Raw genomic sequence first — 21,156 nt, forward strand, 5'->3', positions numbered from 1 at the left:
GATCTAACCGAATTGACAGTGGAACCAGTGGCTGTCGAGTCGCTGGCACCAGATGGTGTGGCTGTTGGGGAAACTGCGGCGGATATCGGGCGCGACCGGCCCGCCATTCCAGCCGCGCGCGGCGGCCATGCGGTCGGTCGGGTCGTGAACGATAGCGGCCCAGTCGCCATCGAAACCGATGATGGTGCGAAAGGCGGTGCGCGGCGGGGCCCGCAACATTCCGGTGATACCCGTCGGCATCGATCCACCGATCAACGCTGCATCGAAGGCGGCACGGTCTGACCGGAGCGTCAACCAGGACGGCGCGACATGCGACCAATAGAGTGCATGATTGGCTGCGAACGCCGCGAACGGCAGCGAGATCACTGGAATAAACAGGAAAAGGAAGGCCGGGATGCCCGCCGATCGCCAGCGCCATGCCTGAACCGCGCCTTCCAGCATGAGCGCCGGCCACAAGGTGCCGAACACCGGCACGACGATCAGCATCGCCGTGCCGGATAACGCGTTGGCGACGAACAATGCCGCCGCCCCGCCGATCACCCACGCAACCGCAAAACGGAGCCGGGGGCGGAGGGTGGCGGCAAGGGTTGCCCCCTGCCGCCTGTCACTCACAGCGTACGATCGCGCAGTTCGACTTCGTAGGTTTCAAGGAAGTCGCCCGCCTTGATGTCGGTGAAGTTCTGCGTGAACGTGACACCGCATTCCAGACCGGCGCGCACTTCGGGAACATCGTCCTTGAAGCGACGCAGCGACGCGATCTCACCCTGATAGATGATGACGTCGTTACGCGTGATGCGTGCCTTGAGCGCCTTGCGGATGATCCCTTCGACCACCAGCAGACCCGCGGCCCGACCATGCTTGCCCGCCGAGAAGACCTCGCGGATTTCGGCGCGGCCGACGACGGTTTCGAACGCTTCGGGACCCAGGGTACCGGCCATGCCCGCACGGATATCGTCGGTCAGCGTGTAGATGACGTCGTAATATTTCAACGCCACCTTGTTCCGCTCGGCGATCTCGCGTGCCTTGGCGTTCGGACGGGTGTTGAAGCCGATGATCGGCGCACCCGATGCCGCTGCCAGCGTCACGTCGCTCTCGGTGATGCCGCCCACGCCCGAATGCAGGATGCGCACCCGGATATCGTCGGTCGAAATCTTGTTGAGCGACCCGACAATGGCTTCGACCGACCCTTGCGTATCGGCCTTCACCACCAGCGGATATTCGATCGCCTGCTTCGACTTGAGCGCGGAGAACATGCTCTCGAGGCTGGCCGGCGCCTGGGTCGTGCGCTTCTGGAGCAGCACGCTCTGGCGATATTCGGCGACCTCGCGGGCACGGCCCTCGCTCTCGACGACCTGCAGCGGATCGCCCGCCATCGGCACGCCCGACAGGCCCAGCACCTCGACCGGGGTCGACGGGCCAGCTTCCTTCACCTGACGCCCCTTGTCGTCGATCAGCGCGCGGACCTTGCCGCTTTCCGCGCCGACCACGAACACGTCGCCGACCCGCAGCGTACCGCGACGAACCAACACGGTCGCAACCGGACCACGGCCCTTGTCGAGCTTCGCCTCGATCACGCTGCCTTCGGCGGCGCGGTCGGGGTTGGCCTGCAACTCGAGCAGTTCGGCCTGGAGCTGGATCTTCTCGATCAGCTCCTGCAGGCCGGTCTTCTTGAGCGCCGACACTTCGACGTCCTGGGTTTCGCCGCCCATTTCCTCGACCTGCACGTCATGTTCGAGCAGGCGTTCGCGGATGCGCTGCGGGTTCGCCTCGTGCTTGTCGACCTTGTTGATCGCCACGATCATCGGCTTGCCGGCGGCACGCGTGTGATGGATCGCCTCGATCGTCTGCGGCATCAGCCCGTCGTCGGCGGCGACCGCGAGGATCACGATATCGGTCACGTCGGCACCGCGTGCGCGCATTTCGCTGAACGCTTCGTGGCCGGGCGTGTCGAGGAAGGTGATCTGCGACTTGTCCTTCATCGTCACTTGGTACGCGCCGATATGCTGGGTGATGCCACCGGCCTCCCCACGCACCACGTCCGTACCGCGCAGCGCGTCGAGCAGCGAGGTCTTGCCGTGGTCGACGTGACCCATGATCGTGACGACCGGCGGACGCGGACGCAGCGATTCTACCGCATCCTCGACCGTGTCGAGCGCGAGGTCGATATCCGAATCGCTGACGCGCACGATGTTGTGGCCGAATTCGGTCACCAGCAGTTCGGCGGTATCCTGATCGATCGTCTGCGTCATCGTGACGGGCGAACCCATCTTGAACAGCATCTTGACCAGGTCCGCGCCCTTTTCCGCCATGCGGTTGGCGAGTTCCTGCACGGTGATCGTTTCCGGCACCTGCACGTCGCGGACCTGCTTGATCTGCGGTTCACGCGGGCCGCCAAAGCCACGCTTTTCCTTTTCACGGGCGCGCTTCAGCGCGGCGAGGCTGCGCGAACGCGCCCCGTCGTCGCCAAGGGCGCGGGTGACGGTCAGCTTGCCCGACTGGCGACGGTCATCGCCCTTGCGGTCACGCGACGGTGCGGCACCGCGTGCCGGTTCGTTGCGACGCGGAGTCGCCTGACCGGTACCCGACGGGGTCGGACGCGCGGTCTGGCCACCGGCGGCGGGACGGGCAGCCGGAGTCGTAGCGGCGGCGGCGGCAGGCGCGGGGGCCGGCTCGGGCTTGGGCTGCGGCTTCGGGATTTCCGGACGCTGTACCGGGGTAAAGCGACGCGGTGCCGGCCGGTTGGGATCGGCGGTCAGGATGATCGGCTGCGGCGCGGGGGCCGGAGTCGGGGCCGGACGCGGTGCGGGCTTGGCCTGCACCGGTGCCGGGGCGGGCTTTGCCTCGACCGGCGCGGGCGCGGGGGCAGGCGTCGGCGCAGGGGCCGGCGTTTCCGCGACCGGCGTCGGTGCTACCGGCGGAGGCGTCGGTTCGGGCGCGGGCGTCGGCGCGGCTTCGACCGGCTTCGGCTCGGGCGCCGGAGCAGGTGCGGGCGTTTCCACGACAGGCGCCGGGGTCGGCTCGGCAGCCGGGGCCGGAGCCGGCGTCGGCTCGGCGGCGGCGCGCGCCTTTTCCTCGACGCGGGCACGTTCGGCCTCGGCGGTTTCCCGCGCGATCCGTTCGTCGCGACGACGATGTTCCTCGGCCGCGTTCATGCGTGCCTCCTCGGCCTCGCGCAGCAGCTTGGCCTGCAGTTCGAGCCGCGACAGGCCGGCATTGGCATTGCTGCTCGCCGCCGGGCGGGGCGCGGGTGCTGCCGGAGCAGGTGCCGGTGCACGCTGCGGGGCGGGTGCCGCCGCTGCTGCCTCGGGCGCAGCCTGCTGCTCGCCGCCCTGCTGTTCCTCGCCGGGACGGCCGAGCACACGGCGGCGCTTCACCTCCACGACCACCGTATTGGAACGGCCATGGCTGAAGCTCTGCTTCACCTTGCCGGTCTCCACGGTGCGCTTGAGGCCGAGCGGCGCGCGGGTGCCCAGCTTCGGCTTGTCGTTGTCGATGTCGCTCATCCGGTTACTCAGAGTCCTGCTTCAATTGGTCGACGCCCAGGTGACCGGCATCGTCCATGCCGGAAAATTGCGCGGTCGATGCGCCCTGCGAAGGTGTTTCGCAAGCCGCAGGGATAGGTTCGGGTCCGATAAAGTGCAGCCAGCGGGACAGCGCGTCATTGGCTCGCTGTGCCGCTCGTGCGTCGGTCAGTCCGACATGTACCACATTTTCGCGCCCAAGCGCCAATGACAATATGGTGCGTGGGACCGGCAATGCCAATCCCCTGCGCCCCGATCCTTCGTCATCGGTGCCGACACGCCATGCCTGGGCCAGTTTTCCGGCGCCGTCGGGTGCGGCGTCGGAGGCATGGTACAGCGCGTACAGCTTGCCGCTGCGCGCCGATTTCTCGATGGCGGTGCCGCCGATCACGACATAGCCCGATTTCGCCTCCAGCCCCAACCGGTCGAGCGCATGACGCCGCAGCGCATCCTCGATCAACTGTGGCAGGTCAGCGGGAATCGCCAGCGTCGCGCCCTTGAACGCGCGCGCCAGTGCACCCTTCAGCTTGCCCTTAGCGATTGCCGTTTCCAGCTCGGCACGGGTCACGCCGATCCACGCGCCACGGCCGGGGGCCTTGGCACGGACATCGGGCAGGATGTCGCCATCCGGCGACAGGGCAAGCCGCACCAGCCCGTCGCGTGCGCCATGCTCACGCGACAGGATGCAGCTGCGCTCCGGGCCTTCGGTCAGCCGCGCGGTGTCATTGTTCGGATTCCGCAACGGCGTCCTCCGAAGTCTCTGCTGCAACGTCCTCATCGGCGAACCAATGGGCACGGGCGGCCATGATGATCTCGCTGCCCTGCTCGTCGCTCAGGCCATATTCGGCCAGGATGCCACCCTTGGGCGCTTCGCGCTTCGGGGCGTCGTCGCCGCGACGGCGGGGTTCGGCCTTCTTCTTTTCAACCAGCTCGTCGGTCGCCAGGTCGGCGAGGTCGTCGAGCGTCTTGATGCCCGCCTTGCCCAGCGTGACCAGCATCGCTTCGGTCAGGTACGGCAGTTCGGCCAGCGCATCCTCGACGCCGAGCGCGGTACGCTCTTCGCGCGATGCCTGTTCGCGACGCTCCATCGCTTCCTGCGCACGGCTTTGCAGCTCCTGTGCGAGGTCTTCGTCGAAGCCTTCGATGCTCGCCAGTTCGTCGATCTCGACATAGGCGACCTCTTCCAGCTCACCGAACCCTTCGGCGACCAGCAGCTGCGCCAGCGTCTCGTCGACGTCCAGTTCCTTCTCGAACATGCCCGAGCGTTCGACGAATTCCTTCTGCCGCTTCTCCGACGCATCGGCTTCGGTCAGGATGTCGATCGCCTTGCCGGTCAGCTGGCTGGCAAGCCGCACATTCTGGCCGCGACGACCGATGGCGAGGCTCAGCTGATCGTCGGGAACGACGACCTCGATCCGGTCCTCTTCCTCGTCCAGCACCACGCGCGCCACGTTGGCGGGCTGAAGCGCGTTGACAACGAAGGTCGCGGTGTCGGGCGACCACGGGATGATGTCGATCTTTTCGCCCTGCATTTCCTGCACGACGGCCTGCACGCGGCTGCCCTTCATGCCGACGCAGGCACCGACCGGATCGATCGAGCCGTCATGCGAAATGACGCCGATCTTGGCGCGGGAACCCGGGTCGCGGGCGGCGGCCTTGATCTCGATGATGCCGTCGTAGATTTCGGGCACCTCCTGCGCGAACAGCTTCTTCATGAAGTCGGGGTGCGCGCGGCTGAGGAAGATCTGCGGCCCGCGGTTTTCGCGGCGGACGTTCAGGATCAGCGAGCGGACACGGTCGCCGACGCGCACCGCTTCGCGCGGAATCTGCTGGTCGCGGCGGATGACGCCTTCGGCACGGCCGAGGTCGACGACGACGTGACCGAATTCGACACGCTTGACGACACCGGTGATGATCTCACCCTGGCGATCCTTGAACTCTTCGAACTGGCGCTCGCGCTCGGCGTCGCGGACCTTTTGCAGGATGACCTGCTTCGATGCCTGCGCCTGGATGCGGCCGAATTCGATCGGGGGCAGCGGATCGACGATATAGTCGCCGACGACGGCGCCCTTCTGCAGCCGCTGTGCGTCCTTCTCGCCGATCTGCTTGAAATGGTCGTCGACCAGCTCGGTCACTTCGAGTACGCGCCACAGGCGCAGGTCGCCGGTGTTCGGATCGAGCTTCGCGCGGATGTCGTTTTCCGAGCCATAGCGCGTCTTGGCGGCGCGCTGGATCGCGTCTTCCATCGCCTCGATCACGATGGCCTTGTCGATCATCTTTTCCGATGCGACCGCATTCGCGATCGCGATCAGTTCCGCCCGGTTGGCGGTGACGGCGGTGGCCATGTCAGTTCTGTCCTTCTGCGTCAGCCGGTTCGTCGTCGGCAGGTTCGTCTTCGAATTCGTCGGCGCCCTCGGCAGAGAGCGGCGCAGTCGCCTTCAGCAAGGCGTCGGTAATCAGCAGCTTCGCATCGATGATCGCCGAAAACGGCACGGTCATCGCCTTATGCTTGCGCACGTCGATGCTGATCTGATCGCCGTCGGCGCCCAGCAGGATGCCGGTCAGCTGCTTGCGATTGTCGATCGGCGCGTCGAGCGTCACGCGCGCCTCGAACCCCTTCCAGTCGTCGTAATCGGCGAGGCGCGTCAGCGGCCGGTCGATACCGGGCGACGAAACTTCCAGCCGATACGCCTCCTCGATCGGATCGTTCTCGTCCATCAGGTCGGAGATGCGGCGCGACAGTTCGGCGCAGTCGTCGATGGTCAGCTGGCGCGTGTCGGGCCGTTCGGCCATGATCTGCAGCGTCGGGTCCGACTTGCCGCCCATCATCTTCACGCGCACCAGCGCGAAACCGAGCGCCTTCGCCTCGGGTTCGATCAATCGCGTCAGTTCGGCGATATCCGCCATGCCGTCTCCATCAGATGCGCCGCTTCGTTGCCGGCTCCTTTGGGAACCGGCCTCGGCACGTTGGCGATGTCGAGGAAGCAACGCTCATATATGTAAAAAACCATGTCTGGGCAAGGGCCGCCGGATCGGCCGTGCCCGCCGGCGCGTTGCCGTGGGCAAGAACGATATTGCGAGAGGATTTTTTACGATGCTGCCGATCCATGCGCTGATTCCCGCCGCGATGTTGCTGGTCGCGTGCAATGGCGGCGGTAGCGATGCGCCGGGTACGGTGTCGCCCGCCCCCACCGCCACGCCGACACCGACACCGACCGCGACCACCCCGACCGGGGGCGTGCCGTTCGCGACTCGCGAGGTGACGACCTTCAACGCGCCATGGGCGATGACCTTCCTGCCCGACGGGCGGATGCTGGTGACGGAGAAGGGCGACACGCTGGTGTTGGTCAGCGCCGATGGCAGCCAGAAGACGACCGCCGCGACGATTCCGGTCGATTCGGCCGGGCAAGGCGGGCTGATGGACGTCGTGCTCGCCCCCGACTTCGCCAGCAGCCGGCGGGTGTATCTGAGCTATTCGGTCGCGGGCGACGGCGGAAAGGGCGTGGTGTTGGCGCGCGGCGTTCTCGACGGCAACCGCGTGACCGGCATCACCGAACTGTTCCGCGCCACCCCGTTCGTCAGCGGCGACGGCCATTATTCGGGCCGCATCGCCTTTGCCCCCGATGGCCAGCACCTGTTCTTCACCAATGGCGAACGGCAGAAATTCGATCCCGCGCAGGACCCGAAGGCGACGCTGGGCAAGGTGCTGCGCCTGACGCTCGACGGAAAGCCGGCGGGTGATCCGGGGCTGACTGCGAAGGGGTTCCATCCGGCGGTGTGGTCCTATGGCCATCGCAACCTGCTGGGGATCGCCTTCGACCGGCAGGGTAATCTGTGGGAGCAGGAAATGGGGCCGAAGGGCGGCGACGAGGTGAACCTGATCGTCGCGGGGCGCAACTACGGCTATCCGCTGGTGTCGGAGGGCGATCATTATGACGGCCGTCCGATCCCGCGCCACAGCACCCGCCCCGACCTGGAGGCACCCAAGGTCGCGTGGAACCCGGTGATCTCGCCCGGCGGGCTGATCGTCTATTCGGGCAAGCTGTTCCCGCAATATGCCGGCGACCTGTTCATCGGCGGCCTGTCGAGCGAGGCGCTGGTCCGGGTCAACGTGAACGGTACCAATGCGGCCAAGGGCGACCAGTGGCCGATGAACGCTCGCATCCGCGAGGTCGAGGAAGGCCCCGATGGCGCGATCTGGGTGTTGCAGGACGGCGCGAACGCCAAGCTGCTGAAGCTGACGCCACGGTGATCACGCGGCTGCCGCCGCCCGACCCCGCCCCGCTGGCGCCGTTCGCGGCGGTGTTCGATACGCCGGGGTTCGCGTGCGGATCATGGGGCGGCGGCGGATCGTCGGATGGGATGGTGGAGATGTCCTATTTCCAGCTGTCGCGGGAAGCGGGGGCATTTGTCGTCGCCGCCTACGCCGCACATTGGGTTCGCCCCGATATCGCATGGCCCGACTTTGCCGCTGGCCCCGACTATCGCGCGCTGCGGGGCGATCCGACGCGAATCGCGCTTGCCGACGCCCATCGGCTGGCGGAACTGTTGACGACCCTGATCCGGGGCGACCGGTTCAACGAAGGGCTGCTTGCCAGCGCCTTCGACGGCGGCACCCTGCCCGCCGTTGCCCGGCGGATGGCGGTCCTAGCCGAGCAGGCGTAGCGTCGCCGGGTCGCGCTCACCGCCGTAAAAGGCATCGAGGATCGCGGTGAAATGTCGCGCACCCCCAGCAGCCTCGAACAGCGTCATCGACGACCGTAGTTTCATCGCATCGACGTCGCCAAGGATGGCGGCGATGTCGGTCCCGCGATGCCCGAGCAACGCGTCCACCGATTCGACCAGCCGGGCACTGAGCAACGGATGCGCGAGATAGGCCCGCGCTTCGGCACGGTCGGCGATGGCGTAGGCCTGCGCTATCGCGCTGTGCCCCAGCCCGCGAATCTGGGGAAAGACGAACCACATCCAGTGGCCGCGCTTCGCACCCGCGCGCAGTTCGGCCAGCGCGGTGGGATAGCTGTCGCGTTGGGCGTCGACGAAGCGGGCGAGCGGATCGGTCATGTCGCTGACATGGGAGACCCTGCCGCCCATCGCAAATTCTGACAACGTTGACGGTTGATCCGGCGATACGGATACGATTAGCATCGCGTCCTCGATAAACATGCCTTGGGAGGGGTTATGCACAAGGGTTGGATGGTGGCCGCAGCGGTCGCCATGGTTGCCGCGCCGGTCGTCGCGCAAACGGCCGAGGATTTCGCCGCAAAGGTCATCAACGCGCCGCTGCCTGCGAGCCTGAACGTCTATGGCCTGCCCAAGCCGCCACTGGCGCGCGTGAAGGAGGTCGATGGCGGCAAGGTCATCCGCCTCGCCATTCCGGGTGCGGACAAGGATGCGTGGAAGATCCAGCTCCAGTCGCCGACCAACGCGCCGGTGGCAAAGGGCGACCGCCTCGTCCTCGCCTTTCACGCGCGGGCCAGCGGGATGACGCCGGGCGCCAAGGCGCGAATTGCGGTCGCCGGTATCCAGCTGAACAAGGAACCCTATAGCCAGGTCATCGGCGGCCCGATCGAGGTCGGCGAGGCATTCGAATTCCACCAGGTCGCGGGCAAGGCCGATCGCGACTATGCGGCGGGCGAGCTGATGGCGTCGCTGCAACTGGCGACGGGCAAGCAGGTGTTCGAATTCGGGCCGATGTTCGTCATCAACCTCGACAAGAAGTGACGTGGCAGCGGCGCGGGGTCAGCCCCGCGTCGCCGTCAGGAAATAGTCGAGCGAGATATCGTCCGACAGCGTGAAGCCCCGCGCCGCCGTGAACGAAAGGCCGCTGGGCGGCGAGACCGTCATCCCCGCTGCCGCCAGATGCGCGGTCAGTTCCGGGGGGGTGAGGAATCGGTCCCAATCATGCGTGCCGCGCGGGATCATGCCGAACCCTTCGGCGACGGTAATCATCGCGAGGCGCGACAGCGCGGTGCGGTTGGGCGTGGAGACGACCAGCAGCCCGCCCGGTGCCACCGCGTCGGCCAACCCGCGCGCAAAGGCGACGGGGTCGGCGACATGCTCGATCACCTCCAGCGAGGTGACGAGATCGAACTGCCGCCCGGCGATCGCCTCCACGCCGCCCGCCAGATATTCGATCGACAGACCAGTGAGCGCGGCATGAGCGGCGGCGGCACCGATATTTTCGGGTGCGGCATCGACGCCGGTCACCTGCCCGCCCAATCGCGCGAGCGGTTCGGCGAGCAACCCCGCGCCGCAGCCGACATCGAGCACGGTCTTGCCCGCCAGCGGGGTGAAGCCCGCGGTATCGCCGTCCCAGTGCGAATCGATCGCCGCGCGGACAAAGGCCAGCCGCACCGGGTTCAACCGGTGGAGCATCGCCGAGCTGCCCTTCGGGTTCCACCAGTCGGCGGCCATCTCGCCGAAATGGGCGGCTTCACGAGCCACGACGCTTGATTGCGTCGACGTGGCTTTTGGCGACATAAAGATTGCTTCGCTTGCGTTCGTCATGGCGCTCTCCTATCAGCCGCCGCCATTCCCCCCAAGGATGAATGGCAAAACGCATGGCGCGGATCGTGATGAAGTTCGGTGGCACCTCGATGGCGGGGATCGAACGTATTCGGAGCGTCGCCGCGCGCGTGAAGCGCGAGGTGGAGGCCGGCAACCAGGTCGCGGTGGTCGTGTCCGCCATGGCCGGCGATACCGACCGGCTGGTCGGCTTTTGTCGCGAGGCGTCGGCACTGTACGACCCGCGCGAATATGATGCCGTCGTGTCGTCGGGCGAACAGGTGACCAGCGGGCTGCTGGCAATTGCGTTGCAGGCGATCGGCGTGCCGGCGCGCTCGTGGCTCGGCTGGCAGCTGCCGATCCGCACCAGCGACGCGCATGCCACCGCCCGGATCGAATCGATCGACACGACCGCGCTCGACGAATCGCTGAACAAGGGCGAAGTGGCGGTCATCCCCGGATTCCAGGGCGTGACCGACGCCAACCGCATCACCACGCTGGGCCGCGGCGGGTCGGACACGTCGGCAGTGGCGATGGCGGCGGCGATGCAGGCCGACCGCTGCGACATCTACACCGATGTCGACGGCGTCTACACCACCGACCCGCGCATCGTACCGCGCGCGCGCAAGCTGGCGCGGGTGACGTATGAGGAAATGCTCGAGCTCGCCTCGGTGGGCGCAAAGGTGCTCCAGACCCGCTCGGTCGGGCTGGCAATGAAGGAAAAGGTCCGCGTGCGGGTGCTGTCGTCGTTCGACGATACCCGCGACGAGGATGGTTATCGTGGAACGCTGATCGTCGGCGAAGAGGAAGTGACGGACATGGAACGGCAGCTCATCACCGGTATCGCCCACGACAAGAACGAGGCGAAGATCACGCTGGTCGCGGTGCCCGATCGCCCCGGCGCGGTGGCATCGATATTTGCGCCGCTGGCCGGCACCGGCATCAACGTCGACATGATCGTGCAGAACATCGCCCATTCGACCGGATCAACCGACGTGACCTTTACCGTGCCGTCGGCCGAACTGGCCCGCGCGCTCGACACGCTGGAAAAGGCGAAGACCGACATCGGGTTCCAGAAGGTGCTGCACGACACCCGCGTCGCCAAGGTGTCGGTGGTGGGCGTCGGCATGCGCAGCCATGCCGGTGTCGCCTCTACCATGTTCACCGCGCTGGCCGATCGCGGGATCAACATCCAGGCGATCACCACGTCGGAGATCAAGGTCAGCGTGCTGATCGAAGAGGATTATACCGAACTGGCGGTGCGCGTGCTGCACACCGCCTACGGGCTGGACGCCGAATAGGTCAGTCGGCCACGGTCACTTCTTCGACCGTGCCGGTCGTACCATAAGGATAGACGGCGGCGGAGAATGCTCCACTGACGTACAATACTTTGCCGCCCGGCATCTGCTGAACGAACCCCTGCTGGAACCGATCAAGGCGCTCCCAGCGGTTCAGCCGTTCCAGCTGGGCGCGGTCCATCATCGTTGCGGTGACGGCATCGCAGGGCTCTTCCCAGAATACGCCCTCCGCCTCTCGCCCGGCATAGACGAAGCGGATGTCGCACACAGCGTCGCCGCCGACGAGCGTCCGGTCGCGCTTTCCCAATACCTGTGACACCGTGTAACGATTCGAGCTGCGTGGCGCCGGGCCGGGCGCGCCGGTCGGTCGAAGCGCATCCGCTTTGTTTTCGGCTAGGCCGGCTTCGGCCGCGGCAGTCGATCTGGCGTCGTTCGACAATCGCCGTTCGCCTGTCGCACGGCCAGCAACCGCTTCGCTTCCGTCGTTGCCGGGCGGCGGTGGGACCGCAGCCGAACAACCGGCAATCGCCGCGCTGCACAGGACCGCTGCCATCGCTGTGACACAACGGTGCACCCAACCGCCGTCAGTTCGGGTCATGTTCGACGCGCAGGTGGTTGTTCGCCGGATTCGGAAAGGTTTCAAACAGGACATCATAGTCGTTCCCCAACCGTTGGCGGACTGCCACCTGCAAGGCTCGCCCCTGCGCCACGGTAATATTGTTGCCGCGGAAATCGAGTGCCCGATCGGCATAGTGGAGGGATCGACGACCGTGATGGCTGTCGTTCCCGGACGTGATGACCGGGGTCGGCAGATTCTGTTGCACAGCGATCTCGGCAACCGCACGGATCACTAGGCTCATGGCAGGATCAAGGCGCCCGATCCGAACTCCGGCATTTTTCACCTGGACGCCGTTCGCTGCGGCTACGGCATTCCCATCGATCGTGTTAGCCGTTGCCGGCGGCCGATGGTCCGGCTCCGCAGTTTCGGACAAAACCACGCGAAACCGGCCAGGGCGGCGGCGTTGCAGTTCGGGCACAGTGCCATGATAGTGGACGGCATCGCCACGACCGAGCCGTGGACCATCCAAAGCGTTTATCCACTTGAGGTTCTTTGCATCCGAATATTTCGGGTTGGCATAATTCAAATGCGTATCGACGATCGATGCCCGCCCCGCGGCTCGCAGTGCGAGATAATCATCTACTGTCTGATGAACTCGCGTACTGATCGAGCTTGCGGGATACTGCTCTACGGAACGGCGTCCATGCCGTCGAGAAATGGGGCCATTGATGTCCGAGAACTGGAACGGAGCGTTCACTACGCTGGCAACGGTTGATCCCCAACGGCCAGATGCCGTGCGATTCAAAATGGTATCAATGATGCCGTGCGCCTGCGCAGCACCGGCCCATTGTACCCATTCGGTCTGCACCGTCTTTTTGATGTTCAAGACATCAATCGCCGTCAGCTCCAGACGCCCGCCGCCGATCTGGGTCGTTTGTCGGGAAGGCCGCGGCGCTGTCCGGCGCGTTGGAGGCGATAGCGCACCTGGAAGCAGCAACCGCTGACCGATGCCGATCCGATCGGGATTGCGAATCCCGTTGAGACGGGCGAGCGTCCGAACACCGGTGCCATAGCGTCGTGCGATAAGCGACAGGGTTTCTCCCTGCCCTACGATGTGAATACGTCCGCCTGCCATAGCGTACTCGCTTCGTCAGCTCAGCCCTGCTCCCTGAACGCGCGGAGCGAACTGCGTATCCGCCGTTGGCTACTCGCCGATCAGGTGGACCGCGACGCGCCGCCGGTGCGCGGCTCTCCGGTGTTCGAACAGGTAGATACCCTGCCAGATGCCCAGCACCGGGCGGTAACCGACCACCGGAATCGACAGCGACACGCCGGTCAGCGCGGTGCGCAGATGTGCGGGCATGTCGTCCGGCCCTTCCTCGGCATGGGCATAGCGGTCGCTTTCGGGCGCGATGTGGCGGAAATAGCGCTCCAGATCGTCGCGCGCCGTCTCACTGGTATTTTCCTGGATCAGCAGCGAGGCGGAGGTGTGGCGGCAGAACAGGGTGAGCAGCCCGTCGGCGATGCCGGTCGATTCGACCCAGTGGCGCACCTGCCCCGTTACCAGCACCAGCCCCTGCCCGTTGGTGACCACCACCAGCTCGCCATGTTCCTGTCGCATCATCGTCCCTGCTTGCCCGAAGCGGTCGCCCCGCGCTAGGCGGGAGCCATGACCAACGCATCGATCGGCGCCGAGCGCCTGGCGCGCCGCATGGCGCGCGGCTGTGAATTCCTTGGCTCCGACACCGCGATCCTGTGCGGCGCGATGTCGTGGGTGTCCGAACGCAACCTGGTGGCCGCCATCTCCAACGCCGGCGGGTTCGGCGTGATCGCGTGCGGGGCGATGACGCCCGAGCTGCTGGATGCCGAGATTACCGGGACCAAGGCGCTGACGGACAAGCCGTTCGGCGTGAACCTGATCACGATGCACCCGGCGCTGTTCGACCTGATCGACGTGTGCGGCCGCCACCGCGTCACCCATGTCGTGCTGGCCGGCGGCCTGCCGCCCAAGGGGTCGCTGGAGGCGATCAAGGCGACGGGGGCTAAGGTCATCGCGTTCGCCCCTGCCCTCGCGCTTGCCAAGAAGCTGATCCGGTCGGGCGCCGATGCGCTGGTGATCGAGGGGATGGAGGCCGGCGGCCATATCGGCCCCGTCTCTACCAGCGTGCTGGCGCAGGAAATGCTGCCCGAGGTCGCCGAGCAGGTCCCGGTGTTCGTCGCCGGCGGGATCGGCCGGGGCGAGGCGATCGCCGGCTACCTCGATATGGGTGCGGCGGGCGTGCAGCTCGGCACGCGATTCGTCTGCGCGACCGAATCGATCGCGCATCCGGCGTTCAAGAAGGCGTTCCTGCGGGCGTCGGCGCGCGATGCCGTGGCCAGCGTGCAGATCGATGCGCGGCTGCCCGTCATTCCGGTGCGCGCACTGAAGAATGCCGGGGGCGAGCTGTTCACCGCCAAGCAGCGCGAAGTGGCGCAGTTGCTCGACGAAGGCAGCGTCGCGATGGCCGAGGCGCAGTTGCAGATCGAACATTATTGGGCCGGGGCGCTGCGCCGTGCGGTGATCGACGGCGATGTCGAGCATGGCAGCCTGATGGCCGGGCAGTCGGTCGGCATGGTGACGAAGGAAGAACCGGCGGCCGAGATCATCGCCACGCTGATGGCGGAGGCCGCGCAGGCGCTGGAAAAACGGGCGGCCTGAACCCCAAAGTTCACAAAGTTCACACTCGCCACGGTTTCGCACGCGGCGTGGCGTTTACCGTGGCGGGGGTCACGCGGTCACGATGCGAAAGAGCGTGACCGGAGTGTCGCAGGGCGTGGGGCTGTAGGAAAGCCCGGCATGAACGTCACCCCGGACTTGATCCGGGGTCCCGCTTCTTCTTCTGGCGCTGGGCAAGGCAGCGGGACCCCGGGTCAAGCCCGGGGTGACGTTAGTGGGAGGGTCAGGCCGCTTCCTCTTCGCGCAACCATGCCAGCGCTTCCTCACGCGAATCGAACATCGGCAGGTGGGGCAGCGCGCGCTTCGCCTGCATCGACAGCAGCGCGCTGTTGCGCACCAGCGCGATCTTGCGCGAGGTCGTGCGCGAACGGTCAGCGATGGCGCCGATCGCGGCGAGGACGTCGGGCGACTGGACCGCGAAGCCGGTGATGTCGAACAGCGCGACCTGCTCCCCCGGCCGGACGCCGAGCGACGGCAGCCGCATCACCGCGTCGCGAATCGCCGCGCCGAAGCGCCCGACGGTGCCGAGGTCCCAATGCCCGAACAATGCGAAGTCCAGCATCCACGGCGCGGAAGTGATGGCCCCGCGAAAGGCGGGATCGTCGGCGATCTGCATGGTTGTCCTGTAGCGTGGCGGCGCACAGCGTCGTGCGCGGCACGAAATGTCACAGGATATTGTTTATAAAGCGTTTCCTGCCGAATCGTATCCGGTTCAGTAGGCGCGGCGGATCGCGAACTCGACCGCTTCGATCATCGCATCCTTCGCCGGACCATTGGGGAAACGCCCGATCGCATCGATCGCCCGCTGGCCATAATGGCGGGCGCGCGCCAGCGTGTCGTCGACCGCACGGGTCGACCGGATCAGGGTGATCGCGTGCGCCAGATCGGCGTCGCTCGCCCGCTTGCCCGACACCGCGTCGCGCCAGAACGCCCGCGATTCCTCGTCGCCGCGCGCATAGGCGAGGATGACGGGCAGCGTCATCTTGCCCTCGCGGAAATCGTCGCCCGCGTCCTTGCCCATGGTATCGGCGTCGGACACGTAATCGATCGCGTCGTCGACCAGCTGGAACGCGATGCCGAGGTTGCGGCCATAGGCGTCGAGCGCGGCTTCGTCGGCGTCGGAGCGATCGGCGACGATCGCGGCGATGCGGCACGCGGCGGCGAAGAGCGCGGCGGTCTTCGCCCCGATGATGTCGAGATAGCGATCCTCGGGCGTGTCGATCCGGCGGATCGCGGTCAGCTGGTTGACCTCGCCCTCGGCGATCACGGCGGAGGCACCCGACAGGACGCGCAGCGCCTTCAGGCTTTCCGCCTCGACCATCAGTTCGAAGCTCTTGGAAAACAGGAAGTCACCGACCAGCACGCTGGCCGGATTGCCCCAGATGATGTTGGCAGTGCGCTTGCCCCGGCGCAGATCCGACCCGTCGACCACATCGTCGTGCAGCAGCGTCGCGGTGTGGATGAACTCGACCGCCGCCGACAGCAGGTGATGGCGCGTGCCGCCATAGCCGATCAGCCGTGCACTCGCGAGCGTCAGCATCGGCCGCATCCGCTTGCCCCCGCCGGCGATCAGGTGACCGGCCAGTTCGGGGATCAGCGGGATTTTCGACTGCATGCGATCGAGGATGACCGCGTTGACGCGATTCATGTCGTCGGCGACCAGCGCCATCAGCGGATCGAGCGAGGGGTCGGTGCGCTTGTCGAGGCGGTGCAGGGTAGCCGTCATGTCCCAAGCGATGTGGCCGTTCGCACACGCGAACGCAAGGGAAAGGCGGGTTGCAACCCACGTCCCGTCGCGCGAAAGGGGCAGTCCCCGGCTCCCGCCGCCGATCAGGAAGGACATCATGCCCGACGCGACGCTGCAACGCTTCCGCCAGAGCATCGACAATATCGATGCGGCGCTGGTCTTCCTGCTCGCCGAGCGGTTCAAGGTGACGCAGGCGGTGGGCCACTACAAGGCCGAGAACGGCCTGCCTCCCGCCGATCCGGGGCGCGAGGAATCGCAGATCGCGCGGCTGCGGTCGCTCGCCCGCGATGCCGATCTCGATCCCGAATTTTCCGAGAAGTTCCTGCGCTTCATCATTGACGAGGTGATTCGCCATCACCAGTCGCTGCAGGACGACGGGGCGGCACGGTGAGCGACGACCGCATCGTCTTCGCGCCCGACGATGTCGACCTGACCCGATCGCCGCTGCGGCGGGGCATCGCCGAGCCGACCTTCGTGCTGGGGGCGTTCAACCCGGCGCTGACGCGGTTGCCGAACGGCAACCTGCTGCTGCTGGTGCGGGTCGCCGAGGCGCTGAGCGAACCGGTGCGGGACGGCCATGTGCGCTCGATCCGCTGGACGGCCGGACGCTATGTCCTCGACGCATTTCCGGCGGATGCGGCGGATGTCAGCGATCCACGCTTCTTTTCGTTGAAGGGCGGGGCGTACCCGTTCCTCGGCCTCACGTCGCTGTCGTGGCTGTTGCCGGTCGAGCTGTCGGCCGATGGGCAGCGGGTGGTGGCGGTGCATTACGACCGCGCGGTCGAACCGTCGGCGCCTTACGCGCAGTACGGCGTCGAGGACCCGCGCATCGTCCTGATCGACGGCACCTACTGGATGACAGTGTGCGGCGTGTCGGGTGGGCGGCTGTGCACCGTGATGTACCGGTCGGAGGACGGATTCGATTGGCGGTCGCAGGGGATCGTGCTGGACCATGGCAACAAGGACATGGTGCCGTTCGAGGGGCGGGTCGGCGATCGCCATGTGTCGCTGACGCGGCCCTTGTCGGATGCGTGGTTCGTCGCGGCCCCCGATGGGGCGGAGGGCAGCGGGCCGAGCATCAACCTGGCGACCTCCCCCGACATGCTGCACTGGCGGCCGTTGAGCGAACCGGCGCTGCGGCCGTTGAAGGGGGCGGCGGCGTACAAGCTGGGCGGGGGCACGCCGCCGGTGCGGACGCAGCGCGGGTGGATGCTGCTGTATCACGGTGTCGAGAAACAGGGCGCGGTCGGGGTGTATCGCACCTATCGCGCGCTGATCGATGCGGAGGCACGCACGGTGCTGGAGCGCGACGAATCGCGACCGGTGCTGGAGGCGGCTTCGGCACTGATCGCGCCGATCGCGCATCAGGCGTATCTGCCGCAGCCGGTGGTGTTCACCACGGGCATCGTGGCGGATGGAGCGGACTGGATCGTGGCGTCGGGGGAAGCGGACCTGGCGTGCCGGTTGACGCGGATTGCGGGCGCGCGGCTGGACTGATCTCCTCCTCCATCATTCCCCACCCCGTTCGCTTCGAGCGCAGGTTCGAGCTTGTCGAGAACCGAAGTCGAGAAGGGGTTGCCCCGAACGGCCAAGTTCTCGACGGACGCTTCTCGACAAGCTCGAAGCTGCTCGAACCGAACGGGAGAGAGCTACACCCCCAGCCACACCCGCAGCGGATTGGCCGGGTCCGCGACCAGCTTCACCGTCAGCGCCAGCGACACGACCACCAGCAGCGGCCGGATCGCCTTCCCGCCGAAACGGATCGCCAGCGCCGCGCCGAGCTGTCCCCCGGCGATGCTGGCGACCGCCATGGCGAGGCCCAGCGTCCACCACACATGGCCGCCCGCGACCAGCACCGCGACGCCGGCCAGGTTGCTGGCGAGGTTCAGCAGCTTGGTATGCGCCACCGCCCGCGTCGCGCCCATGCCGGCGGCGGTGACCAGCAGCAACGTGAAGAACGATCCGGTGCCGGGGCCGAAAAACCCGTCATAGGTGCCGATCCCTGCCACCGCGAGCAGCAGCCCGGCGGGTGCGAGCCGGACATGGGTGTCGACATCGGACAGGCGCGGCCCGAACAGGAAATACAGCGCCATCACGACCAGCAAGATCGGCAGCAGCCCGGCAAGGAAATGCGGGTCGATCCGCTGCACCAGCGCCGCGCCGACCGCCGCCCCGCCGAACGAGGCGAGTGCGAGCCGCCACGACCGGTGGAGGTCGATATGCCCCTTGCGCCAGAAGGCGAAGGTTGCACCGGCGGTGCCGAACGCGCTTTGCAGCTTGTTGGTGCCGAGCGCCACGACCGGCGGGACGCCGGCGGCGAGCAGCGCCGGGATGGTGATGAGCCCGCCCCCGCCCGCCATCGCATCGATGGTACCGGCGCAGAACGCGACCAGCATGAGCAGGGCGATGAGTTGGGTGTCCATGGCGCGGGGCGTAGCGTGGATGCCGCGCGCGGGGAACCTCCCGGCCCGTATCCCGTCGTCATTCGACGTCGACCTTTCGACGAAGCGCCCCTTCCGTCACCCCGGACTTGATCCGGGGTCCCGCTATTCACAGCGGTTGGAAAAGAAGCGGGACCCCGGATCAAGTCCGGGGTGACGATGGAAGAGGGCGGATTCTGGAAGGATGGCGCATGGCGGTCAAAGACCCCAACCTGCGCCGCCTGCCGTCCAGATCAAATTCGTGGACAGGTGGGGAGCTTCTGTTGCCCGGTGCTCCCCGTACCGCTGGAATCCGATTCTGTTGCCCGGTTCGGTCCAACCGCGCTATTTTAGAGTAACTTCAGGCCGTGAGGCCCTTAGTTACGCTGCAATCGCGAGTGCTTCGTTATCGTTGGCACTTGTGTGTATGGGCCGTTGCGGTGGTCCCATTCCGAACGAAAACAGCGCTTTTCAACACACGTCGATCCTGGTTCGGCCCCGTCAGAAACGGTGTCCAGAAACACCACCTTATGGTGGAGCCGCCGGGTACTGCCCCCGGGTCCGCTGCGTCTATTGCACGCCGCAGTTTATCGTCATAGCCGGCTGGAAGCCGACAAAAGGGCATATAGGCGTTCGGAAGCGCTTTGAAAAGAAGCGGACTTCCCTTGCGCGCGATGCGGTGGCATGGGCAATCGGATCATGCTGACCCAGCGTTCCCGCTATGCGCTTCGCGCGATGCTGTTTCTGGCCGAACAGCCTGCGGGCGAGGCACCGATGCCGATGCACCGCATCGCCACCGCCGCGAATGTGCCGCGCAAGTTCCTCGAACTGATCCTCGCCGACCTGCGCGAGGCGGGGTTCCTGTCGTCGACGCGCGGCAAGGCGGGCGGCTACCACCTTGCCCGGCCGGCGCACCTCATTTCGCTGGGCGAGATCATCCGCGTGATCGAAGGACCGCTGGCGCTGGTGCCGTGCGTCAGCCGCACCGCGTACCGCCCGTGCGGCGATTGCAAGGACGAGGCGAGCTGCGCCATCCGCCACGCGATGGCGCGGGTGCGCGACGAAACCGCGCGCATCCTCGATGGCACCAGCTTGGCAGCGGCGGCTGCGCAGGAACTGGCCGCGGCCTGACCCTCCCGTACCCCTGCGCAGGCGGTGGTCCAGGGTTCCACGCATTGCCGCCGCGTTCCTGGCGCTGGACCCCCGCCTGCGCGGGGGTGCGGCATTATTCGGGCAGCTTCTTTCCGGCGCGCAGTTCGTCGCGGATTTCGCGCAGCAGCGCGACTTCGGGCGGATCGGCGGCGGGGGGCACGTCGCCGGTCTTCTGTTCCTGATGCACCGTCGCGATCGCACGGTTCACGAACTTCACCAGCAGGAACACGATGAACGCGAGGATCAGGAAATTGATGATCACGCTGACGAACTGGCCATAGCCGAACAGCGGCACGCCGGCTTCCTTCAGCGCGGTGTAGTTGTCCGGGCTGCCCGTATAGGTCGCGGGGATCGGGCCCAGCTGGACGAAATAGCTCGAAAAATCGAACCCGCCGAACAGCCAGCCGATGACCGGCATGATGATGTCGTCGGTCAGCGATTTGGTGATCGTGCCGAACGCCGCGCCGATGATGACGCCGACCGCGAGGTCGAGCACGTTGCCGCGCGCGACGAAGGTGCGGAACTCCTTGAGCATGGACTTGGACCCTCCCGTCTCTGCTTGAGGGCGCCATAGTGCTTCGATACGATGGCAATAGGCAAGGTTCAGGTGGGAAGACATGCACATGCGGCGGGCGATGATGGTGATGGCGGCGGTGCCGCTGGCGGCGTGCGGCGTAAACAGCGTGCCGACCGCCGAGGAAGAGGTGAACGCCAAATGGGGCGAGGTGCAGAACCAGTATCAGCGCCGCGCCGACCTGATCCCCAACCTGGTCGCGACGGTGAAGGGGTTCGCGAAGCAGGAAGAGCGCGTGCTGACGCAGGTGACGCAGGCCCGCGCACAGGCGACGTCGATCAACGTCACTACCGACGACCTGTCCGACCCGGCAACCTTTCAGAAGTTTCAGGCAGCGCAGAACCAGCTGACCCAGGCGCTGGGCCAGTTGCGCACCGTGGTCGAGGCGTATCCGCAGCTGACCAGCAACCAGAATTTCCTGGCGTTGCAATCGGAGCTGGAGGGGACCGAGAACCGCATCACGAATGCGCGGCGCTACTACAACGAAGCGGTACAGGCCTATAACACGCGCATCCGCACCTTTCCCGACGCGATCGGGGCCAAGGTCTTTTACGGCGCAAAACCCAAGCAGAGCTTCCAGGCGCAGGCCGGGGCCGAGGTCGCGCCGCAGGTCGATTTCGGCAACGCGAACTGACGCGTAGCCCCATGCGGCGCATCCTGTTCGC

At 66.5% G+C, this 21,156-nt stretch carries 23 protein-coding genes and 1 other RNA gene; 9 read left to right on the forward strand and 15 right to left on the reverse strand.

The window, feature by feature from the left end; translation table 11 throughout:
• Positions 1-3: 3 nt before the first annotated feature.
• Genes ASE58_RS12575 through rimP form a run of 5 tightly spaced genes read right to left on the reverse strand, consistent with a single transcriptional unit; the run spans position 4 to position 6,428 of the window.
• Entirely contained in the window at positions 4-612 is a 609-nt protein-coding gene (locus ASE58_RS12575; RefSeq protein WP_156347729.1) for a hypothetical protein, read from the reverse strand.
• Positions 609-3,503 (reverse strand): translation initiation factor IF-2, encoded by a 2,895-nt coding sequence (infB, locus tag ASE58_RS12580; RefSeq protein WP_055821816.1) that lies wholly within the window; start codon positions 3,501-3,503, stop codon positions 609-611. The genes ASE58_RS12575 and infB overlap by 4 nt, the downstream gene beginning before the upstream one ends.
• Positions 3,504-3,507: 4 nt before the next feature.
• Positions 3,508-4,299: a DUF448 domain-containing protein gene (locus tag ASE58_RS12585; protein ID WP_200909359.1), complete on the reverse strand. Its 792-nt coding sequence runs from the start codon at positions 4,297-4,299 to the stop codon at positions 3,508-3,510.
• Positions 4,244-5,866, reverse strand: a complete 1,623-nt coding sequence (nusA, locus tag ASE58_RS12590) for a transcription termination factor NusA (RefSeq protein ID WP_055757403.1) — start codon at positions 5,864-5,866, stop codon at positions 4,244-4,246. Before nusA ends, ASE58_RS12585 begins: the two co-directional genes overlap by 56 nt.
• Position 5,867: 1 nt before the next feature.
• Positions 5,868-6,428, reverse strand: a complete 561-nt coding sequence (gene rimP, locus ASE58_RS12595; RefSeq protein WP_055821819.1) for a ribosome maturation protein RimP — start codon at positions 6,426-6,428, stop codon at positions 5,868-5,870.
• A gap of 187 nt (positions 6,429-6,615) precedes the next feature.
• On the opposite strand from rimP, the gene ASE58_RS12600 reads away from it, so the two are divergent.
• Together ASE58_RS12600 and ASE58_RS12605 are read left to right on the forward strand one after the other, a co-directional pair.
• A complete protein-coding gene (locus ASE58_RS12600; RefSeq protein ID WP_200909360.1) occupies positions 6,616-7,773 on the forward strand; it encodes a PQQ-dependent sugar dehydrogenase in 1,158 nt (385 codons plus the stop codon).
• Positions 7,770-8,186 (forward strand): DUF6508 domain-containing protein, encoded by a 417-nt coding sequence (locus ASE58_RS12605; protein ID WP_055821822.1) that lies wholly within the window; start codon positions 7,770-7,772, stop codon positions 8,184-8,186. The genes ASE58_RS12600 and ASE58_RS12605 overlap by 4 nt, the downstream gene beginning before the upstream one ends.
• Here the strand turns inward: ASE58_RS12605 and ASE58_RS12610 are convergent.
• Positions 8,169-8,582: a DUF1810 domain-containing protein gene (locus tag ASE58_RS12610; RefSeq protein ID WP_055821825.1), complete on the reverse strand. Its 414-nt coding sequence runs from the start codon at positions 8,580-8,582 to the stop codon at positions 8,169-8,171. The genes ASE58_RS12605 and ASE58_RS12610 overlap by 18 nt on opposite strands.
• Positions 8,583-8,699: 117 nt before the next feature.
• Between ASE58_RS12610 and ASE58_RS12615 the strand changes: the two genes are divergently transcribed.
• A complete protein-coding gene (locus ASE58_RS12615; RefSeq protein ID WP_055821829.1) occupies positions 8,700-9,242 on the forward strand; it encodes a hypothetical protein in 543 nt (180 codons plus the stop codon).
• Between the two features lie 18 nt (positions 9,243-9,260).
• Here ASE58_RS12615 and ubiG read toward each other — a convergent pair whose 3' ends face one another.
• On the reverse strand, positions 9,261-10,028 hold the full coding sequence (gene ubiG / locus ASE58_RS12620) for a bifunctional 2-polyprenyl-6-hydroxyphenol methylase/3-demethylubiquinol 3-O-methyltransferase UbiG (RefSeq protein ID WP_443024663.1): 768 nt from the start codon (positions 10,026-10,028) through the stop codon (positions 9,261-9,263).
• 53 nt (positions 10,029-10,081) lie between these two features.
• On the opposite strand from ubiG, the gene ASE58_RS12625 reads away from it, so the two are divergent.
• Positions 10,082-11,326: an aspartate kinase gene (locus ASE58_RS12625; protein ID WP_055821836.1), complete on the forward strand. Its 1,245-nt coding sequence runs from the start codon at positions 10,082-10,084 to the stop codon at positions 11,324-11,326.
• Position 11,327: 1 nt separating this feature from the next.
• Here the strand turns inward: ASE58_RS12625 and ASE58_RS12630 are convergent, their stop codons facing one another.
• The 3 genes from ASE58_RS12630 to ASE58_RS12640 all read right to left on the reverse strand — a co-directional run bounded on the left by ASE58_RS12630 (position 11,328) and on the right by ASE58_RS12640 (position 13,503).
• Positions 11,328-11,762, reverse strand: a complete 435-nt coding sequence (locus ASE58_RS12630) for a hypothetical protein (protein ID WP_156347730.1) — start codon at positions 11,760-11,762, stop codon at positions 11,328-11,330.
• Between the two features lie 145 nt (positions 11,763-11,907).
• On the reverse strand, positions 11,908-13,017 hold the full coding sequence (locus ASE58_RS17570) for a LysM peptidoglycan-binding domain-containing protein (RefSeq protein ID WP_200909361.1): 1,110 nt from the start codon (positions 13,015-13,017) through the stop codon (positions 11,908-11,910).
• 69 nt (positions 13,018-13,086) lie between these two features.
• Positions 13,087-13,503 carry a secondary thiamine-phosphate synthase enzyme YjbQ gene (locus ASE58_RS12640; RefSeq protein ID WP_055757391.1) on the reverse strand — a complete coding sequence of 139 codons (417 nt, stop codon included), beginning with the start codon at positions 13,501-13,503 and terminating at the stop codon, positions 13,087-13,089.
• Between the two features lie 90 nt (positions 13,504-13,593).
• Between ASE58_RS12640 and ASE58_RS12645 the strand changes: the two genes are divergently transcribed.
• The gene (locus ASE58_RS12645; protein WP_082468036.1) at positions 13,594-14,580 is read left to right on the forward strand and encodes an NAD(P)H-dependent flavin oxidoreductase; all 987 of its coding nucleotides are present in this window, start codon (positions 13,594-13,596) and stop codon (positions 14,578-14,580) included.
• 241 nt (positions 14,581-14,821) lie between these two features.
• Here the strand turns inward: ASE58_RS12645 and ASE58_RS12650 are convergent, their stop codons facing one another.
• Together ASE58_RS12650 and ASE58_RS12655 are read right to left on the reverse strand one after the other, a co-directional pair.
• Complete coding sequence (locus ASE58_RS12650) at positions 14,822-15,214, reverse strand: hypothetical protein (RefSeq protein ID WP_055821848.1); 393 nt, start codon at positions 15,212-15,214, stop codon at positions 14,822-14,824.
• 96 nt (positions 15,215-15,310) lie between these two features.
• Complete coding sequence (locus ASE58_RS12655; protein ID WP_055757384.1) at positions 15,311-16,324, reverse strand: polyprenyl synthetase family protein; 1,014 nt, start codon at positions 16,322-16,324, stop codon at positions 15,311-15,313.
• Between the two features lie 118 nt (positions 16,325-16,442).
• On the opposite strand from ASE58_RS12655, the gene ASE58_RS12660 reads away from it, so the two are divergent.
• Together ASE58_RS12660 and ASE58_RS12665 are read left to right on the forward strand one after the other, a co-directional pair.
• Positions 16,443-16,736: a chorismate mutase gene (locus tag ASE58_RS12660; RefSeq protein ID WP_055821852.1), complete on the forward strand. Its 294-nt coding sequence runs from the start codon at positions 16,443-16,445 to the stop codon at positions 16,734-16,736.
• Positions 16,733-17,842: a glycosidase gene (locus tag ASE58_RS12665; RefSeq protein WP_055821854.1), complete on the forward strand. Its 1,110-nt coding sequence runs from the start codon at positions 16,733-16,735 to the stop codon at positions 17,840-17,842. Before ASE58_RS12660 ends, ASE58_RS12665 begins: the two co-directional genes overlap by 4 nt.
• A 152-nt stretch (positions 17,843-17,994) precedes the next feature.
• Here ASE58_RS12665 and ASE58_RS12670 read toward each other — a convergent pair whose 3' ends face one another.
• Positions 17,995-18,768: a TSUP family transporter gene (locus ASE58_RS12670; protein ID WP_055821857.1), complete on the reverse strand. Its 774-nt coding sequence runs from the start codon at positions 18,766-18,768 to the stop codon at positions 17,995-17,997.
• Between the two features lie 305 nt (positions 18,769-19,073).
• Positions 19,074-19,420, reverse strand: a transfer-messenger RNA (tmRNA) gene (gene ssrA / locus ASE58_RS17575).
• Between the two features lie 44 nt (positions 19,421-19,464).
• On the opposite strand from ssrA, the gene ASE58_RS12675 reads away from it, so the two are divergent.
• Positions 19,465-19,896, forward strand: coding sequence for an RrF2 family transcriptional regulator (locus ASE58_RS12675; protein ID WP_055759141.1), 432 nt, complete (start codon positions 19,465-19,467; stop codon positions 19,894-19,896).
• 94 nt (positions 19,897-19,990) lie between these two features.
• On the opposite strand, the gene mscL is transcribed toward ASE58_RS12675, so the two are convergent.
• Positions 19,991-20,452: a large conductance mechanosensitive channel protein MscL gene (gene mscL / locus ASE58_RS12680; protein WP_055821859.1), complete on the reverse strand. Its 462-nt coding sequence runs from the start codon at positions 20,450-20,452 to the stop codon at positions 19,991-19,993.
• An 82-nt stretch (positions 20,453-20,534) separates the two neighbouring features.
• On the opposite strand from mscL, the gene ASE58_RS12685 reads away from it, so the two are divergent.
• Positions 20,535-21,125 (forward strand): LemA family protein, encoded by a 591-nt coding sequence (locus tag ASE58_RS12685; RefSeq protein WP_055821863.1) that lies wholly within the window; start codon positions 20,535-20,537, stop codon positions 21,123-21,125.
• The last annotated feature ends 31 nt before the right edge of the window (positions 21,126-21,156 follow it).

Source organism: Sphingomonas sp. Leaf9, from assembly GCF_001421355.1.
Lineage (GTDB): Bacteria > Pseudomonadota > Alphaproteobacteria > Sphingomonadales > Sphingomonadaceae > Sphingomonas.

What these genes read in the sequence shown, in the direction of transcription:
- infB (WP_055821816.1), bottom strand. Translation starts at nt 3,503, where the DNA reads ATGAGCGACATCGACAACGACAAGCCGAAGCTGGGCACCCGCGCGCCG.
- ASE58_RS12585 (WP_200909359.1), bottom strand. Translation starts at nt 4,299, where the DNA reads ATGAGGACGTTGCAGCAGAGACTTCGGAGGACGCCGTTGCGGAATCCG.
- nusA (WP_055757403.1), bottom strand. Translation starts at nt 5,866, where the DNA reads ATGGCCACCGCCGTCACCGCCAACCGGGCGGAACTGATCGCGATCGCG.
- rimP (WP_055821819.1), bottom strand. Translation starts at nt 6,428, where the DNA reads ATGGCGGATATCGCCGAACTGACGCGATTGATCGAACCCGAGGCGAAG.
- ASE58_RS12600 (WP_200909360.1), top strand. Translation starts at nt 6,616, where the DNA reads ATGCTGCCGATCCATGCGCTGATTCCCGCCGCGATGTTGCTGGTCGCG.
- ASE58_RS12610 (WP_055821825.1), bottom strand. Translation starts at nt 8,582, where the DNA reads ATGACCGATCCGCTCGCCCGCTTCGTCGACGCCCAACGCGACAGCTAT.
- ASE58_RS12615 (WP_055821829.1), top strand. Translation starts at nt 8,700, where the DNA reads ATGCACAAGGGTTGGATGGTGGCCGCAGCGGTCGCCATGGTTGCCGCG.
- ubiG (WP_443024663.1), bottom strand. Translation starts at nt 10,028, where the DNA reads ATGACGAACGCAAGCGAAGCAATCTTTATGTCGCCAAAAGCCACGTCG.
- ASE58_RS12625 (WP_055821836.1), top strand. Translation starts at nt 10,082, where the DNA reads ATGGCGCGGATCGTGATGAAGTTCGGTGGCACCTCGATGGCGGGGATC.
- ASE58_RS17570 (WP_200909361.1), bottom strand. Translation starts at nt 13,017, where the DNA reads ATGGCAGGCGGACGTATTCACATCGTAGGGCAGGGAGAAACCCTGTCG.
- ASE58_RS12640 (WP_055757391.1), bottom strand. Translation starts at nt 13,503, where the DNA reads ATGCGACAGGAACATGGCGAGCTGGTGGTGGTCACCAACGGGCAGGGG.
- ASE58_RS12645 (WP_082468036.1), top strand. Translation starts at nt 13,594, where the DNA reads ATGGCGCGCGGCTGTGAATTCCTTGGCTCCGACACCGCGATCCTGTGC.
- ASE58_RS12650 (WP_055821848.1), bottom strand. Translation starts at nt 15,214, where the DNA reads ATGCAGATCGCCGACGATCCCGCCTTTCGCGGGGCCATCACTTCCGCG.
- ASE58_RS12655 (WP_055757384.1), bottom strand. Translation starts at nt 16,324, where the DNA reads ATGACGGCTACCCTGCACCGCCTCGACAAGCGCACCGACCCCTCGCTC.
- ASE58_RS12660 (WP_055821852.1), top strand. Translation starts at nt 16,443, where the DNA reads ATGCCCGACGCGACGCTGCAACGCTTCCGCCAGAGCATCGACAATATC.
- ASE58_RS12670 (WP_055821857.1), bottom strand. Translation starts at nt 18,768, where the DNA reads ATGGACACCCAACTCATCGCCCTGCTCATGCTGGTCGCGTTCTGCGCC.
- ASE58_RS12675 (WP_055759141.1), top strand. Translation starts at nt 19,465, where the DNA reads ATGCTGACCCAGCGTTCCCGCTATGCGCTTCGCGCGATGCTGTTTCTG.
- mscL (WP_055821859.1), bottom strand. Translation starts at nt 20,452, where the DNA reads ATGCTCAAGGAGTTCCGCACCTTCGTCGCGCGCGGCAACGTGCTCGAC.
- ASE58_RS12685 (WP_055821863.1), top strand. Translation starts at nt 20,535, where the DNA reads ATGCACATGCGGCGGGCGATGATGGTGATGGCGGCGGTGCCGCTGGCG.